The sequence below is a fragment of the Streptomyces sp. NPDC005494 genome, assembly GCF_042872025.1.
GTDB lineage: Bacteria > Actinomycetota > Actinomycetes > Streptomycetales > Streptomycetaceae > Streptomyces.
Genome location: NZ_JBIAJR010000010.1, coordinates 141155 through 165724, shown reverse-complemented (window position 1 = coordinate 165724; position 24570 = coordinate 141155). Strand labels below are relative to the sequence as shown.

26 protein-coding genes and 1 tRNA gene are annotated in these 24570 nt (G+C 70.2%); 18 read left to right on the top strand and 9 right to left on the bottom strand.

The genetic code is table 11. The features are described 5' to 3' along the window. Position 1 precedes the first annotated feature (1 nt). Positions 2 to 2326, bottom strand: coding sequence for a molybdopterin oxidoreductase family protein (locus tag ACFYQ6_RS27155; protein ID WP_388765382.1), 2325 nt, complete (start codon positions 2324 to 2326; stop codon positions 2 to 4). Further along, positions 2323 to 3483 (bottom strand): MFS transporter, encoded by a 1161-nt coding sequence (locus ACFYQ6_RS27150; RefSeq protein ID WP_361575452.1) that lies wholly within the window; start codon positions 3481 to 3483, stop codon positions 2323 to 2325. Before ACFYQ6_RS27150 ends, ACFYQ6_RS27155 begins: the two co-directional genes overlap by 4 nt. Positions 3484 to 3693: 210 nt before the next feature. Here ACFYQ6_RS27150 and ACFYQ6_RS27145 point away from each other — a divergent pair, with 210 nt between their 5' ends. The 3 genes from ACFYQ6_RS27145 to ACFYQ6_RS27135 all read left to right on the top strand — a co-directional run bounded on the left by ACFYQ6_RS27145 (position 3694) and on the right by ACFYQ6_RS27135 (position 6824). Beyond that, positions 3694 to 4836 carry a P1 family peptidase gene (locus ACFYQ6_RS27145; RefSeq protein ID WP_388765379.1) on the top strand — a complete coding sequence of 381 codons (1143 nt, stop codon included), beginning with the start codon at positions 3694 to 3696 and terminating at the stop codon, positions 4834 to 4836. A gap of 122 nt (positions 4837 to 4958) precedes the next feature. Beyond that, complete coding sequence (locus tag ACFYQ6_RS27140; protein ID WP_388765377.1) at positions 4959 to 5705, top strand: DUF6227 family protein; 747 nt, start codon at positions 4959 to 4961, stop codon at positions 5703 to 5705. Positions 5706 to 5840: 135 nt separating this feature from the next. Beyond that, positions 5841 to 6824, top strand: a complete 984-nt coding sequence (locus tag ACFYQ6_RS27135; protein ID WP_388765375.1) for a helix-turn-helix transcriptional regulator — start codon at positions 5841 to 5843, stop codon at positions 6822 to 6824. Positions 6825 to 6982: 158 nt separating this feature from the next. Here ACFYQ6_RS27135 and ACFYQ6_RS27130 read toward each other — a convergent pair whose 3' ends face one another. Beyond that, positions 6983 to 7984: an RNA polymerase sigma factor RpoD/SigA gene (locus ACFYQ6_RS27130; protein WP_073753306.1), complete on the bottom strand. Its 1002-nt coding sequence runs from the start codon at positions 7982 to 7984 to the stop codon at positions 6983 to 6985. Positions 7985 to 8131: 147 nt separating this feature from the next. Here ACFYQ6_RS27130 and ACFYQ6_RS27125 point away from each other — a divergent pair, with 147 nt between their 5' ends. After that, a complete protein-coding gene (locus tag ACFYQ6_RS27125) occupies positions 8132 to 8713 on the top strand; it encodes an N-acetyltransferase family protein (protein ID WP_361575465.1) in 582 nt (193 codons plus the stop codon). Here ACFYQ6_RS27125 and ACFYQ6_RS27120 read toward each other — a convergent pair. Beyond that, positions 8661 to 9440, bottom strand: coding sequence for a class III extradiol ring-cleavage dioxygenase (locus tag ACFYQ6_RS27120; RefSeq protein WP_361575468.1), 780 nt, complete (start codon positions 9438 to 9440; stop codon positions 8661 to 8663). The two genes, ACFYQ6_RS27125 and ACFYQ6_RS27120, sit on opposite strands and share 53 nt — an antisense overlap. 183 nt (positions 9441 to 9623) lie before the next feature. Here ACFYQ6_RS27120 and ACFYQ6_RS27115 point away from each other — a divergent pair, with 183 nt between their 5' ends. Continuing rightward, the gene (locus tag ACFYQ6_RS27115; protein ID WP_361575471.1) at positions 9624 to 10136 is read left to right on the top strand and encodes a MarR family transcriptional regulator; all 513 of its coding nucleotides are present in this window, start codon (positions 9624 to 9626) and stop codon (positions 10134 to 10136) included. A gap of 41 nt (positions 10137 to 10177) precedes the next feature. Here the strand turns inward: ACFYQ6_RS27115 and ACFYQ6_RS27110 are convergent, their stop codons facing one another. Together ACFYQ6_RS27110 and ACFYQ6_RS27105 are read right to left on the bottom strand one after the other, a co-directional pair. Beyond that, complete coding sequence (locus ACFYQ6_RS27110) at positions 10178 to 11704, bottom strand: MFS transporter (protein ID WP_361575474.1); 1527 nt, start codon at positions 11702 to 11704, stop codon at positions 10178 to 10180. A 189-nt stretch (positions 11705 to 11893) separates the two neighbouring features. Then, positions 11894 to 12556 (bottom strand): TetR/AcrR family transcriptional regulator, encoded by a 663-nt coding sequence (locus tag ACFYQ6_RS27105; RefSeq protein ID WP_361575477.1) that lies wholly within the window; start codon positions 12554 to 12556, stop codon positions 11894 to 11896. A gap of 262 nt (positions 12557 to 12818) precedes the next feature. Here ACFYQ6_RS27105 and ACFYQ6_RS27100 point away from each other — a divergent pair, with 262 nt between their 5' ends. Next, entirely contained in the window at positions 12819 to 14096 is a 1278-nt protein-coding gene (locus ACFYQ6_RS27100; protein WP_388765371.1) for a M6 family metalloprotease domain-containing protein, read from the top strand. Positions 14097 to 14100: 4 nt separating this feature from the next. Here ACFYQ6_RS27100 and ACFYQ6_RS27095 read toward each other — a convergent pair whose 3' ends face one another. Then, a complete protein-coding gene (locus ACFYQ6_RS27095; protein WP_388765552.1) occupies positions 14101 to 15765 on the bottom strand; it encodes a class I adenylate-forming enzyme family protein in 1665 nt (554 codons plus the stop codon). A gap of 615 nt (positions 15766 to 16380) precedes the next feature. Between ACFYQ6_RS27095 and ACFYQ6_RS27090 the strand changes: the two genes are divergently transcribed. Further along, positions 16381 to 16453: transfer RNA gene (locus tag ACFYQ6_RS27090), tRNA-Arg, on the top strand. Positions 16454 to 16547: 94 nt separating this feature from the next. Here ACFYQ6_RS27090 and ACFYQ6_RS27085 read toward each other — a convergent pair. Both ACFYQ6_RS27085 and ACFYQ6_RS27080 read right to left on the bottom strand, forming a co-directional pair. Further along, positions 16548 to 17696, bottom strand: coding sequence for a tyrosine-type recombinase/integrase (locus ACFYQ6_RS27085; protein ID WP_388765369.1), 1149 nt, complete (start codon positions 17694 to 17696; stop codon positions 16548 to 16550). A gap of 53 nt (positions 17697 to 17749) precedes the next feature. Next, positions 17750 to 18361 carry a helix-turn-helix domain-containing protein gene (locus ACFYQ6_RS27080; RefSeq protein ID WP_388765367.1) on the bottom strand — a complete coding sequence of 204 codons (612 nt, stop codon included), beginning with the start codon at positions 18359 to 18361 and terminating at the stop codon, positions 17750 to 17752. A 116-nt stretch (positions 18362 to 18477) separates the two neighbouring features. Here ACFYQ6_RS27080 and ACFYQ6_RS27075 point away from each other — a divergent pair, with 116 nt between their 5' ends. The 11 genes from ACFYQ6_RS27075 (at position 18478) to ACFYQ6_RS27025 (ending at position 24551) form a co-directional block, all read left to right on the top strand. Then, positions 18478 to 18696 carry a helix-turn-helix transcriptional regulator gene (locus ACFYQ6_RS27075; RefSeq protein WP_388765365.1) on the top strand — a complete coding sequence of 73 codons (219 nt, stop codon included), beginning with the start codon at positions 18478 to 18480 and terminating at the stop codon, positions 18694 to 18696. 146 nt (positions 18697 to 18842) lie between these two features. Then, positions 18843 to 19274 carry a hypothetical protein gene (locus tag ACFYQ6_RS27070; RefSeq protein WP_388765363.1) on the top strand — a complete coding sequence of 144 codons (432 nt, stop codon included), beginning with the start codon at positions 18843 to 18845 and terminating at the stop codon, positions 19272 to 19274. Then, on the top strand, positions 19271 to 20677 hold the full coding sequence (locus tag ACFYQ6_RS27065; protein ID WP_388765361.1) for a phage/plasmid primase, P4 family: 1407 nt from the start codon (positions 19271 to 19273) through the stop codon (positions 20675 to 20677). Before ACFYQ6_RS27070 ends, ACFYQ6_RS27065 begins: the two co-directional genes overlap by 4 nt. 208 nt (positions 20678 to 20885) lie before the next feature. Next, complete coding sequence (locus ACFYQ6_RS27060) at positions 20886 to 21137, top strand: hypothetical protein (protein WP_388765359.1); 252 nt, start codon at positions 20886 to 20888, stop codon at positions 21135 to 21137. Next, a complete protein-coding gene (locus ACFYQ6_RS27055; protein ID WP_388765356.1) occupies positions 21134 to 21292 on the top strand; it encodes a hypothetical protein in 159 nt (52 codons plus the stop codon). The genes ACFYQ6_RS27060 and ACFYQ6_RS27055 overlap by 4 nt, the downstream gene beginning before the upstream one ends. Continuing rightward, complete coding sequence (locus ACFYQ6_RS27050) at positions 21292 to 21474, top strand: hypothetical protein (RefSeq protein ID WP_388765353.1); 183 nt, start codon at positions 21292 to 21294, stop codon at positions 21472 to 21474. The genes ACFYQ6_RS27055 and ACFYQ6_RS27050 overlap by 1 nt, the downstream gene beginning before the upstream one ends. 1 nt (position 21475) lies before the next feature. Continuing rightward, on the top strand, positions 21476 to 22144 hold the full coding sequence (locus ACFYQ6_RS27045; protein ID WP_158712962.1) for a hypothetical protein: 669 nt from the start codon (positions 21476 to 21478) through the stop codon (positions 22142 to 22144). 227 nt (positions 22145 to 22371) lie between these two features. Beyond that, positions 22372 to 22857: a phage terminase small subunit P27 family gene (locus ACFYQ6_RS27040; RefSeq protein WP_030637094.1), complete on the top strand. Its 486-nt coding sequence runs from the start codon at positions 22372 to 22374 to the stop codon at positions 22855 to 22857. 112 nt (positions 22858 to 22969) lie between these two features. Further along, a complete protein-coding gene (locus tag ACFYQ6_RS27035; protein ID WP_030637096.1) occupies positions 22970 to 23173 on the top strand; it encodes a hypothetical protein in 204 nt (67 codons plus the stop codon). A 2-nt stretch (positions 23174 to 23175) separates the two neighbouring features. After that, a complete protein-coding gene (locus ACFYQ6_RS27030) occupies positions 23176 to 23712 on the top strand; it encodes a DUF6879 family protein (RefSeq protein WP_388765349.1) in 537 nt (178 codons plus the stop codon). Continuing rightward, complete coding sequence (locus ACFYQ6_RS27025; RefSeq protein ID WP_030637099.1) at positions 23709 to 24551, top strand: helix-turn-helix transcriptional regulator; 843 nt, start codon at positions 23709 to 23711, stop codon at positions 24549 to 24551. Before ACFYQ6_RS27030 ends, ACFYQ6_RS27025 begins: the two co-directional genes overlap by 4 nt. The last annotated feature ends 19 nt before the right edge of the window (positions 24552 to 24570 follow it).

Here is a 24570-nt window from a genome sequence, read left to right as displayed (position 1 = left end):
ATCAGCCCCTCTCCGAGGTGCCACGGCCCTGCGGGGCCGTGGGCGGCAGCGGGTCGGTACGGGAGACCTGGGTCTCGGGGTAGGCGACGTGGCCCGGTGCGACCGGGGGCGCGGGGACCACGTCGATCTCGGCCGCGTGCTCGATGCGGCACGCGCAGACCTTGTACTCGGGGATCTTGGAGCGGGGGTCGAGGGCATCGATGGTGAGCGCGTTGGCCGCGGTGGGGACGGGCCAGTGGTAGGGGATGAACACGGTGTCCGGCCGGATCGCCTCGGTGACCAGGGCGGGGAAGACCTCGCTGCCGCGCCGGGTCACGACCCGGACGGGTTCGCCGTTGCGGAATCCGTGGGAGGGGTGGACCTCCGCCCAGGGCCGGGGGGTCTGTTCGACGAGGGCGCCCAGCCTGCGCGTCTGGTTGCCGGAGAGGAAGTGCGCGACGGTGCGCCCGGTGGTCAGGGTCATCGGGTGTTCGTCGTCGTACGGGTCGGCCGGTGGATGCCACTCGACGACCTGCATGTGGATCTTGCCGTCGGCGTGGTAGGTCTTCCCGTCCTCGAACAGCCGGGGGGTTCCCGGGTGGTCGGTGGAGGGGCAGGGCCAGGAGATCCCGCCGGTCTCCTCGAGCCGTTCGTAGGTGATGCCGGAGTAGTCGATGATCGTGCCCGCGGAGGCCCTGCGCAGTTCGTCGAAGACGTCACGGGAGCCGCCGAAGGCGAATTTGTCCCCCGCGCCGAGACGCCGGGCGATCTCGCACATCACCCAGGTATCGGTCCGCACGCCAGCCGGCGGCTCCTGTGCCTTGTTGTGCTTGACGACTCTCGCCTCTGCGTTCGCCATCACTCCCTCGTCCTCGGCCCAGATGGTGACGGGGAAGACCACGTGCGCGTTGGCGGCGGTCTCGGAGAGGAAGAAGTCGAACTGGGCGTGGAACTCGGTCCTGTCGTACCCGTCCTTGACCACCGCGTAGTTGGGCAGGGACACGAAGGGGTTGTTGCAGATGCCGATCAGGCCGCGGATCTCCTGGCGCTGCATCTGCCAGACCATCTCCATCATCGACGTCCCCGCGGCCGGGAGTTCGGACTCCTCGATGCCCCAGATCTCGCAGATCTGCCGGCGGTGCTCCTCGTTGAGGATCGAGCGCCCGCCGGGGAGGAGGTCCGCCTTCTGGCCGTGTTCGCGGCCCCCCTGGCCGTTCCCCTGGCCGGTGAGGGTGCCGTAGCCGGCCCCGGGCCTGCCGATGTGGCCGGTGGCGGTGCAGAGGTTGATCACGCTGAGGCAGTTCTCCACGCCCTGCGTGTGGTGTTCGATGCCCCGGGCGTGGAAGGCCATGGCCTTGGGCGCGCGGGCGAACGCGCGGGCGACCTGGACGACCTGTTCCGCGGGGATCCCGCAGATCTCGGCGGCGCGGGACGGGGGGTACAGCGCGGCGTTGGCCTTGACCTCCTCCCAGCCGACGGCGTGGGCCGCCAGGTAGTTCTCGTCGGTGAGGCCCTCCTCGATCACCACGTTCAGCACGGAGTTGAAGAAGGCGGAGTCGGTGCCCGACTTCAGCGCGACATGGATGTCGGCCGTGCGGGCGACCGCGGTCTCACGCGGGTCGATCACGATCAGGGTGGCGCCCCGGTCCCGCGCTCCCCAGACGTACTGGGTCAGCACGGGGAAGCACTCGCCGACGTTGGCCCCGGCGAGCAGCAGGCAGTCGGTGAGCAGGATGTCGGAGAACGGGTTGCCGGCCCGGTCGATGTTGAAGGCGAGCTTGTTGGCGCCGGCCGCGCTGACCATGCAGAGCCGGCCGTTGTAGTCGACGTGCCTGGTCCTGAGCGCGACCCGGGCGAACTTGCCGACCAGATACGTCTTCTCGGAGAAGAGACTCGCCCCGCCCAGCACACCGAAGGCGTCCCTCCCGTGTGCCTCCTGGATGCGCTTGATCTCGGAGACGGTGAAGTCGAGCGCCTCGTCCCAGGAGACCTCCCGCAGTTCCTCGTCGCGGGAGCGGCGCATGAGGGGGGCGGTGAGCCGGTCGGGGTGGTTGACCTGCTGGTAGGCGTTGATGCCCTTGGGGCAGAGCCGCATGCGGTTGATGTCGTGGTTGCGGGGCTCCACGCCGAAGACCTTGCCCCCGCGGTCCACGCGCAGGTACATCCCGCACTGCACCCCGCAGAAGCAGCAGTGGGTGGGGACGAGCGTCTCGCCGTTCTGGTCGGCGTGCCACTTGTCGGCCGGGATGCCGCCCGCGTCCCGGAAGCCCTGGGAGCCGGGCGGGGCGAGGGAGGGATCGAGAGGGAGGACGGTACGGCCGTCGGCTGCGCGTGGATCCGAGGTCACTTGTAGCCCTTCTTCACCTGGGAGAGATAAGCGTTGCCGCGCAGCACCCGCTTGCAGCGCGGGCAGTACTCGGCCCACTCGTCGAAGCCGAGTTCGAGGTCGCGCATCGTGCCGCGGAGGTTCTCGACGTACGCCCCGGTGTCGATGGGCTCCTCGCAGCGGCGGCAGGCGAAGACCTCGTCGCCCTGGCGCGACGTGTACTTGAAGAGCTGCATGCCGACCGCTGCCGGGCGCTGGACGATGTGGAAGAACTTCCCGAACGGGATGTAGATGAGGGTGAAGACGACCGACACCATGTGGAGGATCGCCAGGAACTCGTAGCCGCCCCCGTGCAGGAAGATCGACGAGAAGGTGAGCAGCAGGCCGGTCACCGAGATGATGATCAGGGCGAGCAGCGGGACGAGGTCGTAGGCGAACCGCTGGCCGGTCATGGCACCGCGGTCCTTCATCCGGCGCCACAGGAAGTAGGCGGCGCCCGGGATGACCAGCACGGCGGCGAGGTCCAGGCCGTGGAACATCACCCAGCCGATGAAGTTCAGCGAGTCGAATCCGAGGATCTTGAAGCCCCAGATACGCATCTCGTAACCGGGGCCCGAGCCGCTGCCGGAGGTGAAGGTGAACCAGCCCCAGGTCAGCGGGAAGGTGATCAGCGAGGCGAGGACGCAGCCCCAGAAGATCAGCTGATGTGCGGCCCAGCGGGCGTGCGACCGGGCACCCAGGAACTTCTGGAAGCCGAGGTACGTGGCGATCATCTTCGGCAGTGCGGTGGGGGCCCTGCGGAAGTTCTCCGCCGAGAACAGGCTGCGCCAGCCGTTCTTGAACAGTCGTCGGGCGCCGGGGGCCGAGACCCAGACCGTGTAGCGGTAGGCGACGCCGAAGGCGAGGAAGACCGTGGCCACGGCGTACGGGAGGAGCGCCGAGTCGAAGTCGTGCAGCAGGCGGCTGCCGAACACGATCGCGATGATCAGCAGGGCGGAGACGACGGCGCCGGCCAGGGTCGCGCGCCCGGAGACGGAGCGGGGAAGGGCCTCGGCTGCCCGCGTGGCGAGCGAGGGGCCCTGGGCGGGCCGGCGGCCCTCGGGGCCGCCGGACGGAGCGGTGCGGGCACCGGAAGCGGACTGCTCGGCTGCGGCGGGCGGTTCTGGTGGCTCGGTCACCCGGCCACCGTAGGTCCGGAAATGGCGTTCGGTCCGGTTCTGTGCCCCTATGGGGTGAGCGCGTCGCCCAGGTGGCCCGCGCCGGGAACGTCGTACGTCCGGGCCCCGATCCGGGCCGGACGCCTGTACGTTCGCGTGTACACCGCCCCGCCCCGCCGCCACCCGGCCGCCACCCGGCCGCGTGGTGCCGCACGCCACGAGGAGCCCGTGATGTCCGAGGACGCCGAGGACCAGCCCGTACCCGGCCCGCTGGACGCGCTGACGGATGTAGCCGGAATCCGCGTCGGGCACGCCCAAGTGCCGGGCGCCGGAGCGCTGAGCGGGACCACGGTCGTCCTCGCCCCCGAGGGCGGCGCGGTGGCGGCCGTCGACGTACGCGGGGGCGGCCCCGGCACCCGGGAGACGGACGCGCTCGATCCACGCAATCTGGTGCAGCGCGTCGACGCGGTCGTCCTGACCGGCGGCAGCGCGTTCGGGCTCGACGCCGCGTCCGGTGTGATGGCCTGGCTGGAGGAGCAGGGGCGCGGCGTGCCGGTCGGGCCCTCCCAGGTGGTGCCGGTGGTACCGGCGGCATGCCTCTTCGATCTGGGCCGGGGCGAGGACCCGCGGGCCCGCCCCGACGCGTCGACCGGCCGGGCAGCCGTGGAGGCGGCAGCCGCCTCCGAACCCGGCTCACCGGTGGCCGAGGGCACGGTCGGCGCCGGCACGGGCGCCGTCGCCGGTGGGCTCAAGGGCGGTGTCGGCACGGCGAGTCTGCGGCTGTCCTGCGGGGCCACGGTCGCCGCGCTGGCCGTGGTCAACGCGGCGGGGTCCGTCGTCGACCCGCGGACCGGCGTGCTGTACGGGGAGTACGGCGCAGGGGAGCCGCCCGCGCATCCGGCCCGTGAGGTGCACGAGGCCGCGCGCCGGCGGCTGAAGGAGATCCGGGAGGCGCGGGAGGAGCGCACGGCGGGGCACGGCGCCTTCAACACCACCATCGCCGTCGTCGCCACCGACGCGGCACTCGACCGCGCCCAGGCGCAGAAGCTCGCCGGCACGGCGCACGACGGGCTGGCACGCGCCGTGCGGCCGGTCCACCTGCTCACCGACGGGGACACCGTCTTCACCCTCGCCACCGGAGAGGTTCCCCTGCCCGCGGAGCCCGTCGCCGTGCTCAACGACATCCTGGCGGCGGGTGCCGACACCCTGGCCCGGGCCGTGGTGAGGGCGGTCAGGGCGGCCCGGGGCGTGGACGGGCCAAGTGGCACGTTCCCCTCGTACGGGGAGCTCTACGGCGAGGCCGCCGGCCGTTCCGGCGGCCCGCGAGCCGGGGACTCCGCGAGCACGTCCGGCGGGCCGCACGCCGCGCCCTGACCGGGGTGGGAACTTTCTGCACGAGCCGTACGTTTTTTGCGAACCCCGGTCACGATGTCAGACCCAGGGACTACGTTATGCACGCATCGGGTAACACGCGGCAACGGCCTGGAGACAGCACCTTGAGCGATCCGTACGAGACAACCGAGCAGCACCTCGAGCGACTCCTGCGATGCGCCCTCAACTCCTTCGATCTCTCCGACACCACGGTCGACCGGCTCGGGGCGGCTCTGGCGCACAGCAGCGCCCTGCATTCGTCCCACCACAGCGCCGTCCTGCACCGCGAGACCTACCGGCACACCTACCTGCTCTCCGACGGCACCGCGCTCACCCTCTGGGAGCTGGTGCACGGCGGCGCGAGGGACACCGGTGAGCCTCTGCGGCACGAGCTGTACGACGACGAGGGTGACGCGCAGATCGCCGCGGCGCGCCTCGCCGGCAGCTTCTGGGACACCCCCGCCTTCGGTGACGACACCCTGCGGGAGGACCTGGAGGCTCTCACGCTCCTGATGAGCGTGCCTCCGGTGCCGCTCCCCCGCATGTACGCCCCGGACAACTCCGCCGACCACGCCCGCCGCGTCCTGCGCCGCGCGGAGAACGCGGACCGGCCGGGCTCCGCGACGGCCAGGCTGCTCCGGGCCGCCTTCGCCCACCACATCACCCAGATCTTCGGCCGCCAGTGCCGGGTCGACGGCCAGGACGCCGGTTTCACGCTCTACGAGCACGCCTTCCTGCTCCTGGACGGCAGCGAGACCAGCCTGTGGGAGGTCGAGCACACGGCCACGCCCGACGGCCGCCACATGTGCGAGGTGTATGCCGACGAGCACGCCGCACGCCGGGCCATGGAGAACCGCAGCCGGATCTGCTGAGCCTCAGGGACGAGCCGGGCATCTGACTCGACATCTGCTGAGCCGAAGGGACCGCCGCGCCCCTCCATCGATCGAGCTTCAAGATCTTTCCCCTTCAGGTCAGAACATGACCTGAAGGGGAGGCATTCTGAGCCCATGACGGATACCCCGGCACGGCTGCTGACCCTGCTGTCGCTGCTCCAGACTCCGAGGGAGTGGCCGGGCCGCGAGCTCGCCGAACGCCTGGAGGTGAGTCCGCGCACCATCCGCCGGGACATCGACCGGCTCCGCGACCTCGGGTATCCCGTCGAGGCGTCGCGCGGTTCGATCGGCGGCTACCGCCTGGTCGCCGGCACCGCCATGCCGCCGCTCCTGCTGGACGACGAGGAAGCCGTGGCCATCGCGGTGGGGCTGCGGGCCGGCGCGGGGCACGCCATCGAAGGCGTGGACGAGGCGTCCGTACGGGCGCTGGCGAAGCTGGAACAGGTCCTCCCGTCACGGTTGCGGCATCGGGTCTCCTCGCTGCAGAACGCCACGGTGCCCTTCACCCGGGGCGACGGTGCGACCATCGACCCCCGGACGCTCACCGTGATCGCCTCGACGGTCACCGGGCGGGAGCGGCTCCGCTTCGCCTACCGCGCGGGGGACGGGACGCCTTCGAAACGGCAGGCCGAGCCGTACCGGCTGGTGAGCACGGGCAGCCGCTGGTACCTCGTGGCGTACGACCTGGACCGCGAGGACTGGCGGACCTTCCGGGTGGACCGGGTGAGCGAGCCGTTCCCCACGGGCGCCCGCTTCACCCCGCGCGAGTTGCCCACCGGGGACGGGGGCGCCGCGGAGTTTTTCGCCGTGTCGATGTCCCGTACACAGCCGGAGCTGCACCTCGACGTGACGTTCCACGGTCCGGCGGATTCCGTGCGGGCCAGACTGCCCGCGGGACTCGGCACGGTGGAACCGAGCGGGGAGCACAGCTGCCGCCTGCGCACGACGTCCACGGACTCGCTGGAGTGGGTGGCCCTGCGGCTCGCGATGGCGGACTGCGAATTCGAGGCACACGGCCCGCCGGAGCTGGTGGAGCACCTCCGCGGTCTGGGCGCCCGCCTGACCCGCGCCGCCGCGCCGTCACCGCCGGCCGGGTGAACGGACGCTCCCGGTCTGACCCGCATCCCGGGGCCCGACATGGATGAGCCCCGGCGCCGGGGGGGGTGGGCGCCGGGACTCAGCTCATGGGACCGGTAAGGAGACCGGTCGTCGGGCCGGTGCGAACCGGCTTGACTGTGAGATTACGGGTTACCGGCTCACGCCGCAGCGTCAAAGCCCGTGTCGTGAGCCATTCGCTTCAATTCGAGCAATGCGTGCTTCTCGATCTGGCGGATCCGCTCCCGTGTCAGACCGTGCTGCTTGCCCACCTCGGTGAGGGTCCGCTCGCGGCCGTCCTCGATCCCGTACCGCATCTTGATGATGGAGGCGGTGCGGTTGTCGAGCTTGCCGATGAGGTCCTCGAGCTCCTCACTGCGCAGCAGGGTCATCACGGACTGCTCGGGCGACACGGCGGAGGTGTCCTCCAGCAGGTCACCGAACTGCGTGTCGCCGTCGTCGTCCACGGACATGTTCAGGCTGACCGGATCACGGGCCCAGTCCAGGACGTTGCCCACGCGCTCGGCGTTGGAGTCGAGCTCGGCCGCGATCTCCGCGTGCTCGGGGTCGCGCCCGTGCTCGCGGTTGAACTCGCGCTGCACCCGCCGGATCCGGCCGAGTTCCTCGACGAGGTGCACGGGGAGCCGGATGGTGCGGGACTGATCGGCGATGGAGCGGGTGATGGCCTGCCTGATCCACCATGTGGCGTAGGTGGAGAACTTGAAGCCCTTGGCGTAGTCGAACTTCTCGACCGCGCGCACCAGGCCCGCGTTCCCCTCCTGGATCAGGTCGAGCAGCGGCAGGCCCGCCCTCGGGTAGCGCCGGGCCACGGCAACGACGAGCCGGAGGTTGGAGCGGATGAACACGTCCTTGGCGCGCTCGCTCTCGGCGACCAGCGCCTCGAGCTCCTCACGCTTCGCTCCGCCGGCTTCGCTCTCCACCACGCCGTCGAGGATCTGCTGGGCATAGACACCGGCCTCGATCGTCTGCGAGAGCTCGACCTCCTTGGCGGCGTCGAGCAACGGCGTGCGGGCGATCTCGTCGAGGTACATGCCGACCAGGTCGCGATCGGCGATCTCCCCGCCAGAGGCGCGAACACTGCTTGCCCGGTCGGTCCCGCCGGTGCTGGCGGACGAACGTCGGGCGACGGCACGGGTTGCCATGCGTGCTCCCTTGCTGAGTAGGTCGCGACACCCTCTCGGGTGCCCTGCATCCGATGGAAACAACGACTGGAATCCGGACAGAATTCCCACGGCGCCCATTCACTTTCGAGATCATGCAGTACCCTGTCGCCCCCCAACGGAGGACAGATGTCGCAGATACGCACAGAAGTGCAGGTCAGGCCGGGCGCTGAAGCCGATCTGCAGCCCCTCACGGACATCTACAACCATTACGTCCGTGAGACCGCGCTCACATTCGACACGGCCACCTTCACTCCGGAGGAGCGCCTGCCATGGCTGCGCTCCCACCCTGAGGACGGCCCTCACAGGCTCCTGGTTGCTCTGGACCCGGATACCCGGGACAACGCGCCGCATGTCCTCGGCTATGCCACCAGCAGCCCGTACCGCCCCAAGGCCGCGTACGGCACCTCGGTCGAGGTGAGCGTGTACCTCACCCCCGGCGCAACGGGCCGCGGCATCGGGACCCTGCTCTACGAGGCGCTGTTCGAGGCGCTCGCGCAGGAGGACGTCCACCGCGCCTACGCCGCGATCGCGCAGCCGAACGAACCCTCGGTCCGGCTGCACGACGCGTTCGGCTTCCGGCACGTCGGCACGTACACCGAGGTGGGCCGGAAGTTCGGCCGCTACTGGGACGTCTCCTGGTACGAGAAGGCTCTGCTCAGCCGAACTGCACCGACCTCTTCGCCAGACCCATCCAGAAACCGTCGATGACGCTGCGGCCCTGACCGAGCTCGTCCCCGGCGGCCCCGAGCGTGACGAACAGCGGAGCGAAGTGCTCCGTACGGGGATGGGCCAGCCGGCCCGCCGGTGACTTGTGCTCGAAGTCCAGCAGGGCGTCGATGTCCTGCGCCTGGAGTGCACGGTGGCCCCAGTCGTCGAACTCCGCCGACCAGCCCGGGGTGCCCCCGCCGTGCCGCAGGGCGGCCAGGTTGTGCGTGAAGAAGCCGCTGCCGACGATCAGCACGCCCTCGTCGCGCAGCGGGGCCAGCTTGCGGCCGATGTCCATCAACTTGCGGGGGTCGAGCGTCGGCAAGGAGATCTGGAGGACCGGGATGCCGGCGTTCGGGAACATCTCGACGAGCGGCACGTACGCCCCGTGGTCGAGCCCCCGGTCGGGGATGTCCTGGACCGGGGTCCCCGCGCCGCGCAGCAGCTTGCGGACGTCCTCGGCGAGCTGCGGGGCGCCCGGGGCGGCGTACCGCACCTGGTAGTAGTGCTCGGGGAATCCCCAGAAGTCGTAGACCAGCGGCACGGTCTCGGTGGCGCCGAGCGCCAACGGGGCCTCCTCCCAGTGCGCGGAGACCATCAGGATCGCCTTGGGGCGCGGCAGCCCGGCCGACCAGGCGGCCAGTTCACCGGGCCAGACCGGGTCGTCGGCGAGCGGCGGGGCCCCGTGCGACAGGTAGAGGGCGGGCATGCGTTCCTCGGTGGCTGTCATGACACTCCCATTCCTCTGCCGATCAAGGTATGTGTGTTCTCTACAGGCACCGGGAACGGGCATCTGCGGCAAGCACCGGGATTTCGGCAGATCGACTCTTCGAATCAGGCTCTTGAATCTTCAAGTTCCCACTTCCGGAGACCTTAGCTCTATCTAGTTCAACTTTCAAGAAAAGGTCGTACAGTGGAGTACATGACCACCGCAACCACCGGCGGGCCCCGTTGGCTCACCGCCCAAGAGCAGAGCGTGTGGCGCGCGTACCTCCATGCCACCACGCTCATGGAGGACCACCTCGACCGCCAGTTGCAGCGCGACGCCGGCATGCCGCACATCTACTACGGCCTGCTCGTCCAGCTCTCCCAGGCCCCCCGACGGCAGAAGCGCATGACCGAGCTGGCCAAGGACGCCAAGATCACCCGCTCCCGCCTCTCGCACGCCATCGCCCGGCTGGAGAAGAACGGCTGGGTGCGACGCGAGGAGTGCCCCTCGGACAAGCGCGGCCAGAACGCGGTCCTCACCGACGAGGGTTACGAGATGCTGGCACGCTCCGCGCCGGGACACGTCGAGGCGGTACGCCAGGCGATGTTCGCCCGGCTCAGCCCCGAGCAGGTGGAGAGCCTCGGCGAGATCATGCAGGTCATCGCCACAGGCCTGCAGCCGGAGGGCACGGACGCGGATCTGCCCTGGCTCCGCTGAGCGGAGCCAGGGCAGATCTCACCGAGGTGACAGGTGACCGGTCAGTGCGCGACGACCGGGATCTTGAACTCGTCCTCGACACCGTCGGCCCGGCCCGAGCCGTCGGCCCGCCCGGCCGGTCCGGCACCCGGGCGGCCGGTGTTGATCAGCGTCACCGCGATCGCCGCGGCGGCGGCGAGGATGCCGACCGCCCACCAGATCGCACTGGCGAAACCGCTGACCATGGCCTGGAGCTCGAGCAGCTTCGGGTCCGTGGCGCCCGCCGCGTGATCGGCGATGTACGCGGTGGTGGCGCTCGCGGCGATCGTGTTGAGCAGCGCCGTACCGATGGCACCGCCGACCTGCTGCGAGGTGTTCACCATCGCGGAGGCCACACCCGCGTCACGGGGCTCGATGCCGTGCGTGGCCAGCGACATGGCGGGCATGAACGCCGTACCCATACCCAGGCCGAGCAGCAGCTGCCCCGGGAGGATGACCGCCGTGTAGGAGGTGCCGATGTCCAGCTGGGTCAGCAGCAGCATGCCGACGGCCGCCACCAGGAATCCCGGGCCCATCAGCAGCCTGGGCGGCACGCGGGTCATCAGCCGCGCACCGATCTGGGTGGAACCGGTGATCATGCCCGCGATCATGGGCAGGAACGCGAAGCCGGTCTTGACCGGCGAGTACCCCTTGACGACCTGAAGGTAGTACGTGAGGAAGAGGAAGAGGCCGAACATCGCGATGATGGCCAGGCCCAGCGAGAGGTAGACGCCTCCGCGGTTGCGTTCGGTCAGGACACGCAGCGGCAGCAGCGGGGACTTCACGCGCGACTCGGTGAGGACGAAGGCCAGGAGCAGCACTCCGGCGGCGACGAACATGCCGACGGTCAGCGAGTCCGACCAGCCGGCCGACTCGGCGCGGGTGAAGCCGTAGACCAGGGCGACGAGTCCCAGGGTGGACAGGACGACACCGGGGATGTCGAGCGGCGAACGGTTGCGGCTGCCGGCCGGCTCACGGATGACGAAGTAGGCACCCGCGGCGGCGATGATCGCGAAGGGGATGTTGACGAAGAACGTCCAGCGCCAGTTCAGGTACTCGGTCAGGAAGCCGCCCAGGATCAGGCCGACCGCTCCGCCACCGCCCGCGATGGCTCCGTAGATGCCGAAGGCCTTGGCCCGCTCCTTGGCGTCGGTGAACATCACCGCGAGCAGTGACAGGGCCGCCGGTGCGAGCAGGGCGCCGAAGGCACCCTGGAGGGCGCGGGAGCCGAACATCATCGCCTCGCCCGTGGCGGCACCGCCCAGCGCGGAGGCCGCGGCGAAGCCGAGCAGTCCGACCACGAAGGTGCGCTTACGGCCCCAGAGGTCCGCGATGCGTCCGCCGAACAGCAGGAGCCCGCCGAACGCGAGCGCGTAGGCGGTGATGACCCACTGCTTGTTTCCGTCGGAGATGCCCAGGTCGGTCTGGGCCGAGGGCAGGGCGATGTTCACGATGGTCGCGTCGAGCACGACCATCAGCTGGGCGAGGGCGATGAACGCCAGCGCTTTCCAGCGACTGGGATCCGGAAGGGTGCCGGCTGTTTTCGACATGGGAGTAGCCACCTAAGGACACGAGGAGTTGCGGTGCCGGCGGCGGACCGCGAACGGACCGGCGCCCGCAACCGAAAAAGGGCGAGCTGTGCTGACGACCGGACCTGTGCTCAGGTCCCGGCCTGCGTCATGGGCGTGGGGTCGGCCTCTGTGGGCCCGTGGGTCTGCTGGGTCTCCGGTGCGCGGGCGTCAGTGCCCGCGGCGCAGGTCCTCCAAGGTCGCCGCCGATCCGGGCAGTTCGGAGCGGGCCGGGGATTCCAGTCCGTCCAGGAAGAGCTGCAGATGACGGTGGGTGAACCGGTCGATGTCCAGGCAGGCGATGCCGGGCAGAGGCCGGGTGAGCTGGGAAAGGGCGACGAGTACGTCACCGACGGCGATGTCGGTACGCAGCCTCCCGGCGGACATGGCGCGCTCCACGAGCCCTTCGACCGCCCCTTCGAGGCGACGGCGCTCGGCGAGCAGTTCGGGGTGGTCCTTGTCGAAGCCGCCGGAGAGCATCGGGCACAGGGCGCCGATCCGTTCGTCGGCCGCCGCGTGCACGAAGCGGCTGAGCGCGGCGAACGGGTCGGACTCGGCCGCCACGGCCTCCTCCGCACGCTCGGTCGTGCGGGAGGTGACGGCCAGGACGACCTCATGGGTCAGAGCGGCGCGGTCGGGGAAGTTGCGGTAGAGCGTGGCGTTGCCGACTCCGGCACGCCGCGCGACCTCGTCGAGCGGCACATCCGGCCCGAACTCGACGAACATCTCGCGCGCGGCCGTCACGATCCGCTCCCGGTTGCGCAGCGCGTCGGCCCGCGGGCGGGGCGTACGGCGCCGCGCGGCACAGGTGGCGGTTTCGGCGACGGTCTCCACGACTGCTGCCCTTCCCTTGCGGTGTGTGGCCGGCCCTCGGCGTCAACCGGGGACCGCTTCCCCGTTTCACGGGGACACAGGTGCAAACGGGGAAGTCGTCCCCGGTTATTTCCCCACTCGCGTGTGACCTGAGTCACATATTTTCGGGTACGGCTTCACCCGCCCGGCGCACCCAGCGAGCGAGCCCCCGTCACCCCGCAGAGGCTGATCGCCAGAGCGCAGCTCGGGCCGGCCGGCTGCCGTGGCACCGAAGGCGAGCCCTATGCAGCAGCCCCGCCACCGGATACGCGGATACCGCCGGCCCCTCGCCCTCGCGGGAGCGACGGCCCTCGTCATCGCGACCATGGCGTCGGCCAGCTCCACGCTTCCCATCGCGAGCCGGGCCTCCGCGGGACCGGTGGCCACCCCCCGGGGCACCGGTCTCGCGCCCTGCCGAATACCCGCGACCATGGGCGTACAGATGTCCGAGGGGATGCCGACGCCCTCCGGGTACGCCCGGTCCACCGGACGGATCAGGGCCCTCAACCTGATGATCGACTTCCCCGACGCGCAGGCGACCGAACCGGCCGCCGACCGGCTCGCGGAGTTCTTCCCGCAGACCTCGGAATGGTTCCGCACCAGCTCCTACGGCCGGCTGACCTACGTCCCCGAAGCGCCAGTGAACGACTGGCTCCGGATGCCGCTGCCGTTCTCCGAGTACGGCATCGAGCGCGGCTCACCGTACGAACCGGGCTACCGCGACCTCGTCAAGGACCTCGTGAGCGTCGCCGACCCGAAGGTCGACTTCTCCGAGTACGACCTGGTCAACGTGCTCGTCACCCCCAACGCCGGGCCCTCCGCCCTGGACACCGTCCTGTCGGTGACCTTCTCCGGCAACGACGACGCCCCGTTCGCCGACGGCGTCCCGCTCGCCAACACGTCCTTCGTCTACAGCCGCCAGGACGACGGCTCGGGCTCGTACGCCGAGACCGGCTACCGGGTCCTCCCCCACGAGAACGGCCACGTCTTCGGGCTGCCCGACCTCTACACGATGGAGGGCGGCGGCTCCGTGGGGCACTGGGACATCATGTCCGAGGACTGGGGGGCCAACAACGACCTTCTCGGCTGGCACAAGTGGAAGCTCGGCTGGCTGGGCAGCGAGCAGATCAGCTGCGCCGCGATGCCGGGCACCAGTGACCACACCCTGGAGCCGCTGGCCGCACCGGGCGGACCGAAACTCGCGTTCGTGCCGCTGAGCGGCCAGTCCGGCTACGCGGTCGAGGTACGCACCGCGGAGGGCAACGACGAGGCGGTATGCCGGCCCGGCGTCCTGATCTACAAGGTGAGCTCCGACGTGGACACCGGCCGGGGGCCGGTCTCCGTCGAGGACAGCACACAGGACAGCGGCGGCTGCACCCGGCGGCCGAACGTCCATGCCGAACTCTCGGACGCCGCCTTCCAGCCCGGCGAGACGTTCACCGACCGCACCAACGGCATACGCATAGCCGTGCTGGAGAAAGACGCCGACGGCCACTACCGCATACGGATCACTCGGCCCTGAACCCTCACCCCTGGCCCTGCCCCTCGCGCACGTGCTCCTGAACGGCGTCGCGCAGCTCCCGCTTGAGGACCTTCCCCGTGGCGTTCCGCGGCAGCGGCTCCTCCGCCACCAGCACATGGGCCGGGACCTTGAACCCGGCCAGGCTCCGCCCCACGTGCGCGCGCAGGGCGTCCGGCGTGACCACGGATCCGGGGCGCAACCGGACGACCGCCGCCACCTCCTCCCCCAGCACCGGATGCGGAACGCCGAGCACCGCCGCGTCGTCGACATCGGGGTGATCGTGCAGGACGGCCTCGACCTCGACGCAGTAGACGTTCTCGCCGCCCCTGACCACCATGTCCTTGATCCGGTCGACGACGGCCACCCGCCCGTCCCGGACGACGGCGAGATCCCCCGTACGGAACCAGCCGCCGGTGAACGCCCCGGCCGTGGCCGCCTCGTCGCGCCAGTAACCACGGACCAGGGACTGACCGCGCAGCCACAGCTCACCGGGCTCACCGTCCGGGACGGCCTCCCCCGCGGGGCCCGCGATCCGTACCTCGGTGACGGGAGTCGGGGTGCCGACACAGCCGGGGTGCGCCCGGTACTCGGCACCGAAGTTGGCCAGCACCCCGCCGCTGGTCTCGGTCAGCCCGTATCCGTTGCGCGGCTCGATCCGCTCGCCGTACCCGGCGGTGAGCCGCCCGACCATGTCCGGCGGGGCCGCCGCACCTCCGGTGTTCAGCATCCGCAGGCTCTCCAGCCCGTCGCCGGCCCGGTCGGCGGCGGCGAGCAGCTGGAGCGCGGTGGCGGGCACGCCCGCGTAGACCGTGACCTCGTGCTGCCGGATCAGCCTCAGCGCCTCCGCGGCGTCCCACTTCGGCATCAGGACGAGGGTGCCGCCCGCAGCCATCGCCGCGTAGAGGCTGGTGAACGCCGCGACATGGAAGAACGGGAAGGTCATCAACGTGACCGGCGCGGGCCCCTGCCCGGGTACGGCCCCGCGCCGGAGCGCCGAAACCGCCGCCTGGTAACGCGGGTTGAGGGCCGCGCCCGCCTGGGCGAGGTGGGTGGCCACGGCGCCCTTGGGCCGGCCGGTGGTACCGGAGGTGTAGATGATCGTGGCGTCGTCCTCCGGCCGGATCTCCACGTCGGGAGGCGCCGCCCACGGATCGGGCTCCGGGAAGTCCACGTACCGCTCGGCCCCGGCCACGCTCTCCCCCACGCCGTGCGCTTCATGGAAGACGACGACACGCGCCCCCGCCTTCTCGCCCCAGGCCGCGACCTTCGGCAACTGCTCCCCGTCGACCAGCAGCACCCGCGGCTCGCAGTCGTCCAGGGCAAGACGGAACTCCGCCTCGGTCCACCAGGCATTGAGCGGCACGGCGACGAGACCGGCGAGCTGGACCGCCCAGAACGCGATCTGCCACTCAGGATGATTACGCATGGCCACCACGGCCCGGTCGCCGCGCCGGAGCCCGTACGTCTCGGTGAACCGCCGGGCCAGCGCGGACGCGGCGGCGAAGAACTCCCCGTACGTACAGGTCCGTCCACCCGAGATCAGGAAGGGCTGCTCGCCGAAGGCCCAGGTCGCCTCCACGAACTCCCGCAGCGTGCGCGGCCCGTTCGCGTAGACGAGGACCCCGCGCTCGTCCCGCACGACGACGAAGGGAGCGCCGGGAGCGGTCAGCGAGTCCTCGGCACGGGCGCGGGCACGGGCGGCGGGGTCGGGGGCCCGGTCGGGGTTGCGGTCCGGGGAACGGCGGGGGTCGGGCGCGGGACTGGGGTCGGGCGCGGGACTGGGGTCGGGCGCGGGGCTGGGGTCGGGCGCGGGGCTGGGGTCGGGCGCGGGGCTGGGGTCGGGCGCGGGGCTGGGGTCGGGCGCGGGGCTGGGGTCGGGCGCGGGACTGGGGTCGGGCGCGGGGCTGGGGTCGGCATGCGGCACGAGCGGCCTCTCCACGTACTGGCTCAGCGACCCGGCGAAGCTATGCCCGCACCCGGCCCCCGTCAACCGACCCGGCCGGGGGCGCGGGGACCGATACGGAGGGGCAGGCGGCGGCATGACCGGACCGCCCCGGCCACGCTGCCGACACCTTTCCGGCGCCCTTCACACCGGCCAGGGACGGTGGTGCCCCCGGGCACGGGCCTCGCGGCACAAACCCGAGGGAGCACCCTCGGCCCACCCGCTACACTGTCGGCGGTGGCCCGATCCCCAGGGACCGGATCACCACAAACCTGTCGGCAACCGTCCGAAGCCCACCGCCCACCGGGGCCGGGCCCAGCTCACGGTCACCGGCGGTTCCCCGCCTTCGTAGCTCAGGGGATAGAGCACCGCTCTCCTAAAGCGGGTGTCGCAGGTTCGAATCCTGCCGGGGGCACAGAGGTAAAGATGCTGGTCAGACGGCAAGCGCGTTACTGCCCCCCGCAAGATCACTGCGGGGGGCAGTACGCATTCTGTACACGTCACTTCGATCAGCTATCGGGCAGGACTGGCGCTCTCAGCGTCTCTAGAGCGGCGGCTCGGCCGATGTCCAGCGCGTCGGCCACCTCGTCCAGACGGTCGGGCCACAGGTGCCCGTACACGTCCAGCGTCATCGCTGCGGACTTGTGGCCGAGCATGGTCTGCACGACCTTCACGTCCGCGCCGGCCCGGATGGCGAGCGACGCCGCGGTGTGCCGAAGCTTGTGCGGCGTCACCCCGAAGTCGGCCAGCCCGGCGGCAGCCACTGCTTTGTCGAAGTCGCGGCGCCGGAAGTTCGGGTAGCGCATAGGCCCACCCTCGGGAGCAGTGAAGAGCAGATCCTCCCTCCCTCGGCCGTGAGCGAGCGGGGCCAGCTCGGCGGCGAAGGAGCGAGGGAGCGGGACAGAACGCTTCTCATGATTCTTCACGGGGCCCAGCTCCAGCAGGCCATCGATGTCGGAGAACGCCTGAACAATCCGTATCCGCCGGTCATCCAGTTGCAGGCGGCCCACCTTGATGGCGATCGCCTCGCCCCACCGGATGCCGGTGTAACCGAGGACGAGCACGAACGTCCGGTAGCGCCCCGCGGCTTCGGCCAACTGCTCCAGCTGCTCGTGAGACAAGTAGACGTGCTCCCCGTCGTCGTCGCTCCGGGGTAGGTCGTGGTTGTTGACCGGGCTGGCCGAGATGCGGTGCGTTCGTACCGCATGCTTCATGACGCCGCTCAGGACGTAGTACGTCTTCGCGATCCGGGAGGGACTCAGCGGCCGACCAGCCTTGCCCGGCTGACTGCATAGTTCGTTGACCCACTGGGAGACATCGGCCCACTGAACCGATCCGACCTGCCAGTCTCCCCACTTGGGGATCACGTACAGGTCGAGCAGCTCCCGGTAGTCATCCTTCGTGCGGCGCCCCTGCTTACGGAGAGAGCTATGCCACTCCTCGGCGACCACCCGGACCGCAGCCTTCGAAGACTGGGGATCCCGGTACGAGCCCTTGTCGAGACGACCGGTAAGGGCCTGCTGCTCAGCCTCCGCGCGGGGCAGTGTGGCGAACGTCTTCGCCTTGCCCTTGCCGTCCGGGCCGTACCAGCGGACACGCCAACGACCGGGCGGCTTCCTCTTGCTGCCCGCCTTTCTGCCCGTCTTCCACTTCGCCATGGACTCCTGATAGTCCTGGTGGGTTTCGCGGTCCTCAATCCACACTCGGGCCATCAGGCCCCCTCTTCGCTAACGTGCGGCAGGGTTCCAACCCATTCACCCTCGGGCTTCCGCCATGACTTGACGGTGCCATCCGGGTAGCGCTGCACCTCCTGGCCGCTCGCTTCCAAGTTGTCCGCGAATGAGCGGCGCCCCTCGACCGTGTCCCACAGGTGGCGCGCGGAAGCCTCCAGGGGCTCGCCCTCCTGGTAGGGGGGGCGCCCCCAGAGTCGGTACTCAAGCTGAGCCTGCCCCTGGTCGCCGTGCGGGATGACCAGTGGACGCTCGCCGTCTGCCCACTCCCATGCAGTGGAGGCAGGGACCTCGCCGGCGCCTGTCACTACGGCCGTCCCCTCACGGGTCAGTGGCAGCAGTAGCGCGGACGGCGAGACGCCGAGAATCACAGCGAGCGCCGCAAGGTCGTCCACGGTCACCTGCCGCTGCAGCCTCTCGATCTTTCCTACTGCGGCGGGGGTGATTGGCCGTTCGGCAGCTTTGAGCAACGCCGACAGCTGATAGATCGACAACCCGCGGCTCTTACGCAGCCGCTGAACGTTCGCGGCAACCCGCTCGGCGGTCGGTCCGTACTGCGTCGCGGGCCTTGCCCGGCGTGTCTCGTCGCTCATGACCCACAGCCTAGGCGGGGGTGTCCATTTCGCTACCTGCAGTGGTACGGTCGTCTCGGTCATGTATCCACTGTACCTACATTGGTATTCAAAGCGAATACTCAACGGAGGAAAACGTGAAGGATCGAGTGCCCATCGACGAACTGCTCAGCCCGCGACAGGTGGAGGAGCTATACGGATTCCAGGCGCAGACCCTGGCCAACTGGCGCTGGACGGGCTTGGGGCCGGACTACATCAAGATGAGCCCCGGCAAGGGCGGGCGCATCCGGTACAAGCGGAGCGCCGTCGAGGCATGGCTTGACGAGCGCACCGTGAGTGGGGGCGCCGCAGCATGAGCGAGAAAGCAGAAACCCGCCCGGGGCTAACGGGCGGGTTTCAGGAAAGTCGCGCCAGGGGCGCATGGCCCATGGTGGCACAGCTTCAGCGGCGCCGTGAAGCGGCCTCCCGATGCGAGCCGCTCGAGTGCGGTCACCGTGACCCGATGGACTGCCGGGACGAAGGGCACGGCCCGTCGCCGGAGCTCGTCGAGCTGGCCGAGCAGATCGAACCCGGCGACATCGTCGCCCTCTGGGCCGAAGCGAAGTCCCTGTTCTTCGCCAAGGACTTCCCGCCCTACGCCTCGCCGGCCTGGCGGGAGCTCCACCCCGACGACCCGCGGCGCCTCGCCGGAGCGCTCGACGCCGCCGAGTCCTGGCGGAAGTACGGCACCGACGTCACCGCGTGGCTTCACGACGCGTTCGCGGTCCGCCCGCCGATCTGGCAGCAGCGGACCCGCGCCGAACTCGACAAGGCCGCCGAGCCGAAGCCATCCCACCAGCTGAGGGCAACGCCCGGATGGCCGCCCATCGCGGTGCCTGGCAAGCCCGGACGGTGGCTCACCTATCAGCACGAACAGCACCTGGAGGCCGCATGAGCGAGCCCAGCCCGCGGCCCGCGCCGCAGCCACCCCGGCTCCGCGTCGTTCCCGTGCCACGCAAGGCACACCGTGGCCACCTCGGCATGGCCGAACGGTTCGTCGAGCAGCACGCCGACCAGCTGCGCCATGTCCACGGAATCGGCTGGCATCACTGGGACGGAGCCCGCTGGAAGGCTGACGACGAGCGCGTCGACATCGAGGCCGCCATCGCCACCACCAAGCGGGCACTGCGAGACGTCCTCGACATGGCCAAAGGCGACGAGCGAGACGCTCTCTACGCGGACGTCCGGAAGTCCGAGAGCGCGTCTGGCATCGAGGGCATGTTGAAGCTGGCCGGCGCCCTCAAGCCGATCTCCACTCCGTCGCGTGCGCTGGATGCGGACGCGTACCTGTTCAACACGCCCGCCGGGACTGTCGACCTGGCCGAAGGAACCATCAAGGGCAACGACCAGGCCGACCTGATCACCAAGGTTGCCGGAGGCCCCGTCAGCGACGAGGTCGACCAGGAGTGGGAAGACTTCCTCGAGCGGATTCTGCCCGACCCCGACGTGCGCGCGTTCGTACAGCGGCTCTTCGGCTACGCGATGCTCGGCAAGCAGACCGAGCACGTCATGCCGATCTTCACGGGGACCGGGGCCAACGGCAAGGGCACCCTCCGCGACTCCATCGCCGGAGCATTCGGCGACTACTGCATCGAGGTTGACCCCTCGCTGCTCATGGAGTCGAAGCACGAGAAGCACGGCGCATTCAAGATGCGACTCCGCGGCGCCCGGCTGGCCTTCTGCTCCGAGACGGAGAAGGGGCGCAAGTTCGCCGAAGCCACCATGAAGCGGCTCGTCGGTGGCGACCCCATCGAGGCGAACTACATGCACAAGAACCCCATCACGTTCGACCCCTCTCACACCCTGGTCATGCTGACCAACCACCTGCCCGCGGTCAGTGGTGACGACCCGGCCGTCTGGCGCCGCATCCTCGTGGTGCCGTTCGATGTCGTCATTCCGCCTGAGGAGCGCGACGGAGAACTCCCCGAGCGGCTGAAGCGCGCGGCACCCGCCGTCCTTGCCTGGTGCTACGCGGGCTGGCTCGACTACCAGAAGCGGGGACTGAACCCCCCCGACGCGGTCCGGGTGCGCACCGAGGAGTACCGCGAGGAGAGCGACCTGCTGGCCAGGTTCCTCAAGGAGCGGACCTTGCCGACGCCTCACGGCTATGCCCGCTCGTCGGAACTGTTCTCCGCCTGGTCCGACTGGTGCCACAAGAACGGCATCAAGGAGGAGGTCGGCAGCACGGTCACCTTCGCTGCCTCCATGCAGTCCCGCGGCTACGAGAAGACCGACCGGAAAATCGGCCGCGTCTGGCTCGGCCTGATGGTCAACGCCGAGGAGGACGAAAGCCCCTGACCTGCACGGGTGGAGGGTTGTGGAGGGTTATCCCAAAACCCTCCCTGCGTGCACGCGTGGGGAGTTTCGGAAAACCCTCCACAACCCTCCACCCTCCACCCTCGCGCCGCATTCGCGAACCAAGACAAAAGCGGCAGCAAGAAGAGGCCCGAGCCGCTTACCGCCGTAGCCAGCCTTCGGTAGCAGCAACCACAGACCAGGAGTCACCGTGAAGTCCACGCTTGGATCTATCGTCTCCGTCGCCCCCGCGCTCCCCGGGTCACACGTCAGGATCAGCGACCTCCCCGACGAAGGCTTCCCCATCGTCGCCTGGGCAGTTGTCTGTACCTACGTCGCCGGCGACGAGGTGGAGAACTCTCTACAACCGGTGTTTGTCGTCGAGGGGGATCTCTACACCACCTTCGAGTGGTATCGCGCAGAGGGACCCGAGCGCGGCGTGACGGTGGTGGTCCCCAGGTGAACGTCGAGACCCTCGTGCAGGCCCGCATAGCCGCAGCGCGCCGAAAGGCCGAGCAGAAGAAGAGGCGCCGCGCCGAGCTGGACGAGCGGCGGCAGTACGGGCTGCAGGCCCGGCATGCGGCCAAGCTGCGCCGCTGGAACCAGGAGAGCGACTGATGGCCCGCCGCGCACGGCCGCGCATCCACTGCGCAGCCTGCGGGCGCAGCACCAAGGCGGGCCGCTACCGGCTCTGCGTCCGCGACTGCGGCGCCCCCCTCTGCCGTACCAACCACGTCCCGCACTGCACCGACGTCCACGCCGGCCAGTGCCCCAACCTCGTCATCGAAATGGAGACCTGACATGCCCAGCCGAATGGCCCAGTACCTCGCCGAAGCCACCCGCCAGCCCGAGCCCCAGACCACACGCAGCGAGGACAAGGGCGCTGAGATCCGCGGCCTGTACAAGGAAGGGCTGCGACAGCTGCGCGGCAACCGGGGTCTTCACCCGGACACCCGTCGTGTGGAAGCGGCCCGCCTCTACGCCACCACTCGCGCCGCACTGCGCAAGGTGCAGGCCGAGCAGGTCCAGGCCGACCAGGCCGCATGGCCCAAGCTCGAACGCCGACTCTGGGGCTACGACGACGTGCGTGCCACAGCCGCGGACAGGGCCACCGTCGACGCCACCATCCGTGACGCGCAGGACCGTGCGGCCCAGCTGAAGAAGCCGGGCGACGCGGCCCGCGCCCTGGCCATGGCCGAGCAGGCCGGCGACCACGTGCTCGCCCGCGCCATCGGTCAGCGTGCCAACGAGCAGGACTGGGACGACGTGGTGCAGGACTACCTCGCGACCAGGTCCACGGCACGCGAGGTGTACGCCGAGATGTGCGACATCCATCAGCGTCAGCGCACGCCCAGCGGTGTCCTCGGCCAGCAGCACCTCGTCGCCCTCGGCAAGCCGGAAGAGCTCCGGGAGCTGAGTGACAAGGACATCGAGCAGCTGTCCGCCGATCCGGCCGACACAGCGGCCTGACCCGAACTCCTGAGGGTCGCGCGTGGAGCTCCCACGATCCGGCCGACGCGCGGCCCTCAGGTCCAACCAGGAGATCCAGTGGAACCGAACCGAGCCGCTCAGCCTCACGCCCGCCCGCGGGGGTGGGGGCGCACCCCCGCCTGCGCGCACGGGAGACCGCCGGGGAGGCGAAATCCCAGCGTGGCTGAACGGCGGAAGTCGGCGGAGAGCGACAACGGAGGTGAGAGATGGCTGTAGTCGGGCGTAAGCCGAAGCCGCACATCCAGGCTGTGCGTGAGGGCACGTTCCGCGCGGACCGGCAGAAGGAGGGAGTGAAGTTCCCTCCGGTCGACCCGGTCGAGCCGCGGTGGTCGGACCTGCTGCCGGGGCCTGATCCGGAGGTGGCCAGGGCCCGCAAGACGGCGGCCGAGCTGTGGGGCCGCATCGTGCCGGTGCTGACGCATTCGGTGGGCCTGGTCGACACGCAGCGCGAGACGGTCACGGACCTGTGCGTCACCTGGTCCTGGATCGTCATGGGCAACCGCGCCTTGGCCCGGGACGGCGTCGTCGTCACGGGCGACCGCGGGCAGGTCCGGAACCCTTGGTGCACGGTCCTGTCCCAGCAGCGCCAGCACTTCCGTTCGCTCGTCGGCGAGCTCGGCCTGACGCCGGCTTCCGCGCAGCGCATCGCCGCCCCCCAGCAGGCCGAGGACGACGACGACATCTGGGACTGAACCCGGAGCCGGCAAGGCCGCTCGAGCGTCGTGCGCAATCTCGCGCAACTCGGCCCCGGGCGGCCCCTGTCCGCTGCATGCTGGTCTCTCACCTGCGAGAACGGAGCCCATCGTGACGCTCAGGTTCATCGGCACCACGTCCGAGCACGGGAACTGCCCGACCCTGTACGAGGTCGTCGAGACCGGCGACATCGTCGTCCAGGGTGATCGGCTCACGGATGCCGAGCACCTCGGCCAGCTGCGCGACGTCGGCGAGCACGAGACGTTCGTCGTGATCCCACGCGAGCTCCTGACCCGCTTCGCCCCCAAGGAGTGACCGTGGCACCGCTGATCCCCTTCGAGGAGATCGCCCACCTGTTCGCCGAGTTCCAGCACACGGCGTTCCGCCTCGAGACCCGCCGCGGGTACGCCACGGACCGGGCAGGCTCCCGTTTCCAGGCGTTCCTGCACGGCGTCGAGCCGCTACCGGAGCCGGAGCACCCGTGGAACGTCAACGTGCGCGAGAGGACCGCCCGGGGCGCGCAGTTCTCCCGGATCCGGATCGTCGACGAGCCGCCCACGGACGGGCAGCGCTTCCTGATGGCGACCGCGGCCGGGAACGTGGCCGCCGGCGAGGACATCCGCGTGCTCGGCCGGGCAGAAGCCGAGCGCCTGGCCTTGCCCGGCTACGACTTCTGGCTCTTCGACTCCCGCACCCTCGTCCGGATGCACATCGACGACACCGACACGACGCTTGGCGTCGAACTCCTCGAGGACCCGGCGGCCGTGCTCGCCGCCTGCCGCGCTCGGGATGCCGCCTGGCCCCTTGCCGCCCCGTCTGCCGCTCTGTGGGCGCAGGTACGTTCCTCGGTGTGAGCACCGACTTCCAGAGCGCCAGGGAGGCCCTTGGCGCGCGCCTGAACGAACTGCGGGCCGGGGCGGGGCTCAACGGCAAGGACTTCGCCGAGCGGCTCGGCTGGCAGCCGTCGAAGGTGTCGCGGCTGCAGAACGGCCGGCAGACGGCCACGCCCGAGGATCTCGAAGCCTGGGCGGCGGCCGTCGGCTCTCCTGACGTCGCCGCGGAGCTGCAGGCCCGGCTGCGCGGGCTGGAGTCCCACCAACGGCACTGGCGTCGACAGCTGGCCGCGGGTCACGGCCCCGTTCAGGACCGGCTCGTCGTGGAGTACCGCCGCACGTCGACGGTGCGCGGGTATGAGGCGTCCGTGATCCCGGGCCTGTTCCAGACGCCGGACTATGCCCGTCATCTTCTGGTGGGGAACGCCGAACTGATGCGGTCGCCCAGGGACACGGATACGGCTGTTGCCGCCCGCATGCGCCGCCAGGAGGTGCTGTACGAGGCGGGCAGACTCTTTCGCGTGCTCGTCTGGGAGGGCGCCTTGCACGCCCTGGTGTGCCCGCGCGACGTGATGGCCGGCCAGCTCGACCGACTCGTCGGGCTGATCGGCATGAGCACAGTGGAGTTCGGCATCGTCCCGCTCGGCGCACCCATGTCCCTCACCCCGAAGCACGGCTTCTGGATCTTCGACGAAGAACGCGTCGTCGTCGAGACCATCAACACCGAGCTGTCCTTCGACTCCGCCGACGACCTTGCCCTGTACGGGCGGGCGTGGGACGGCCTGAACGAAGCCGCGGTGTACGGCGCCCAGGCGCATCGCATCATCGCCCGAGCCCGGCACGTGATTGCCCAGTCTTGAGCAACCCGGGTCAACCTGC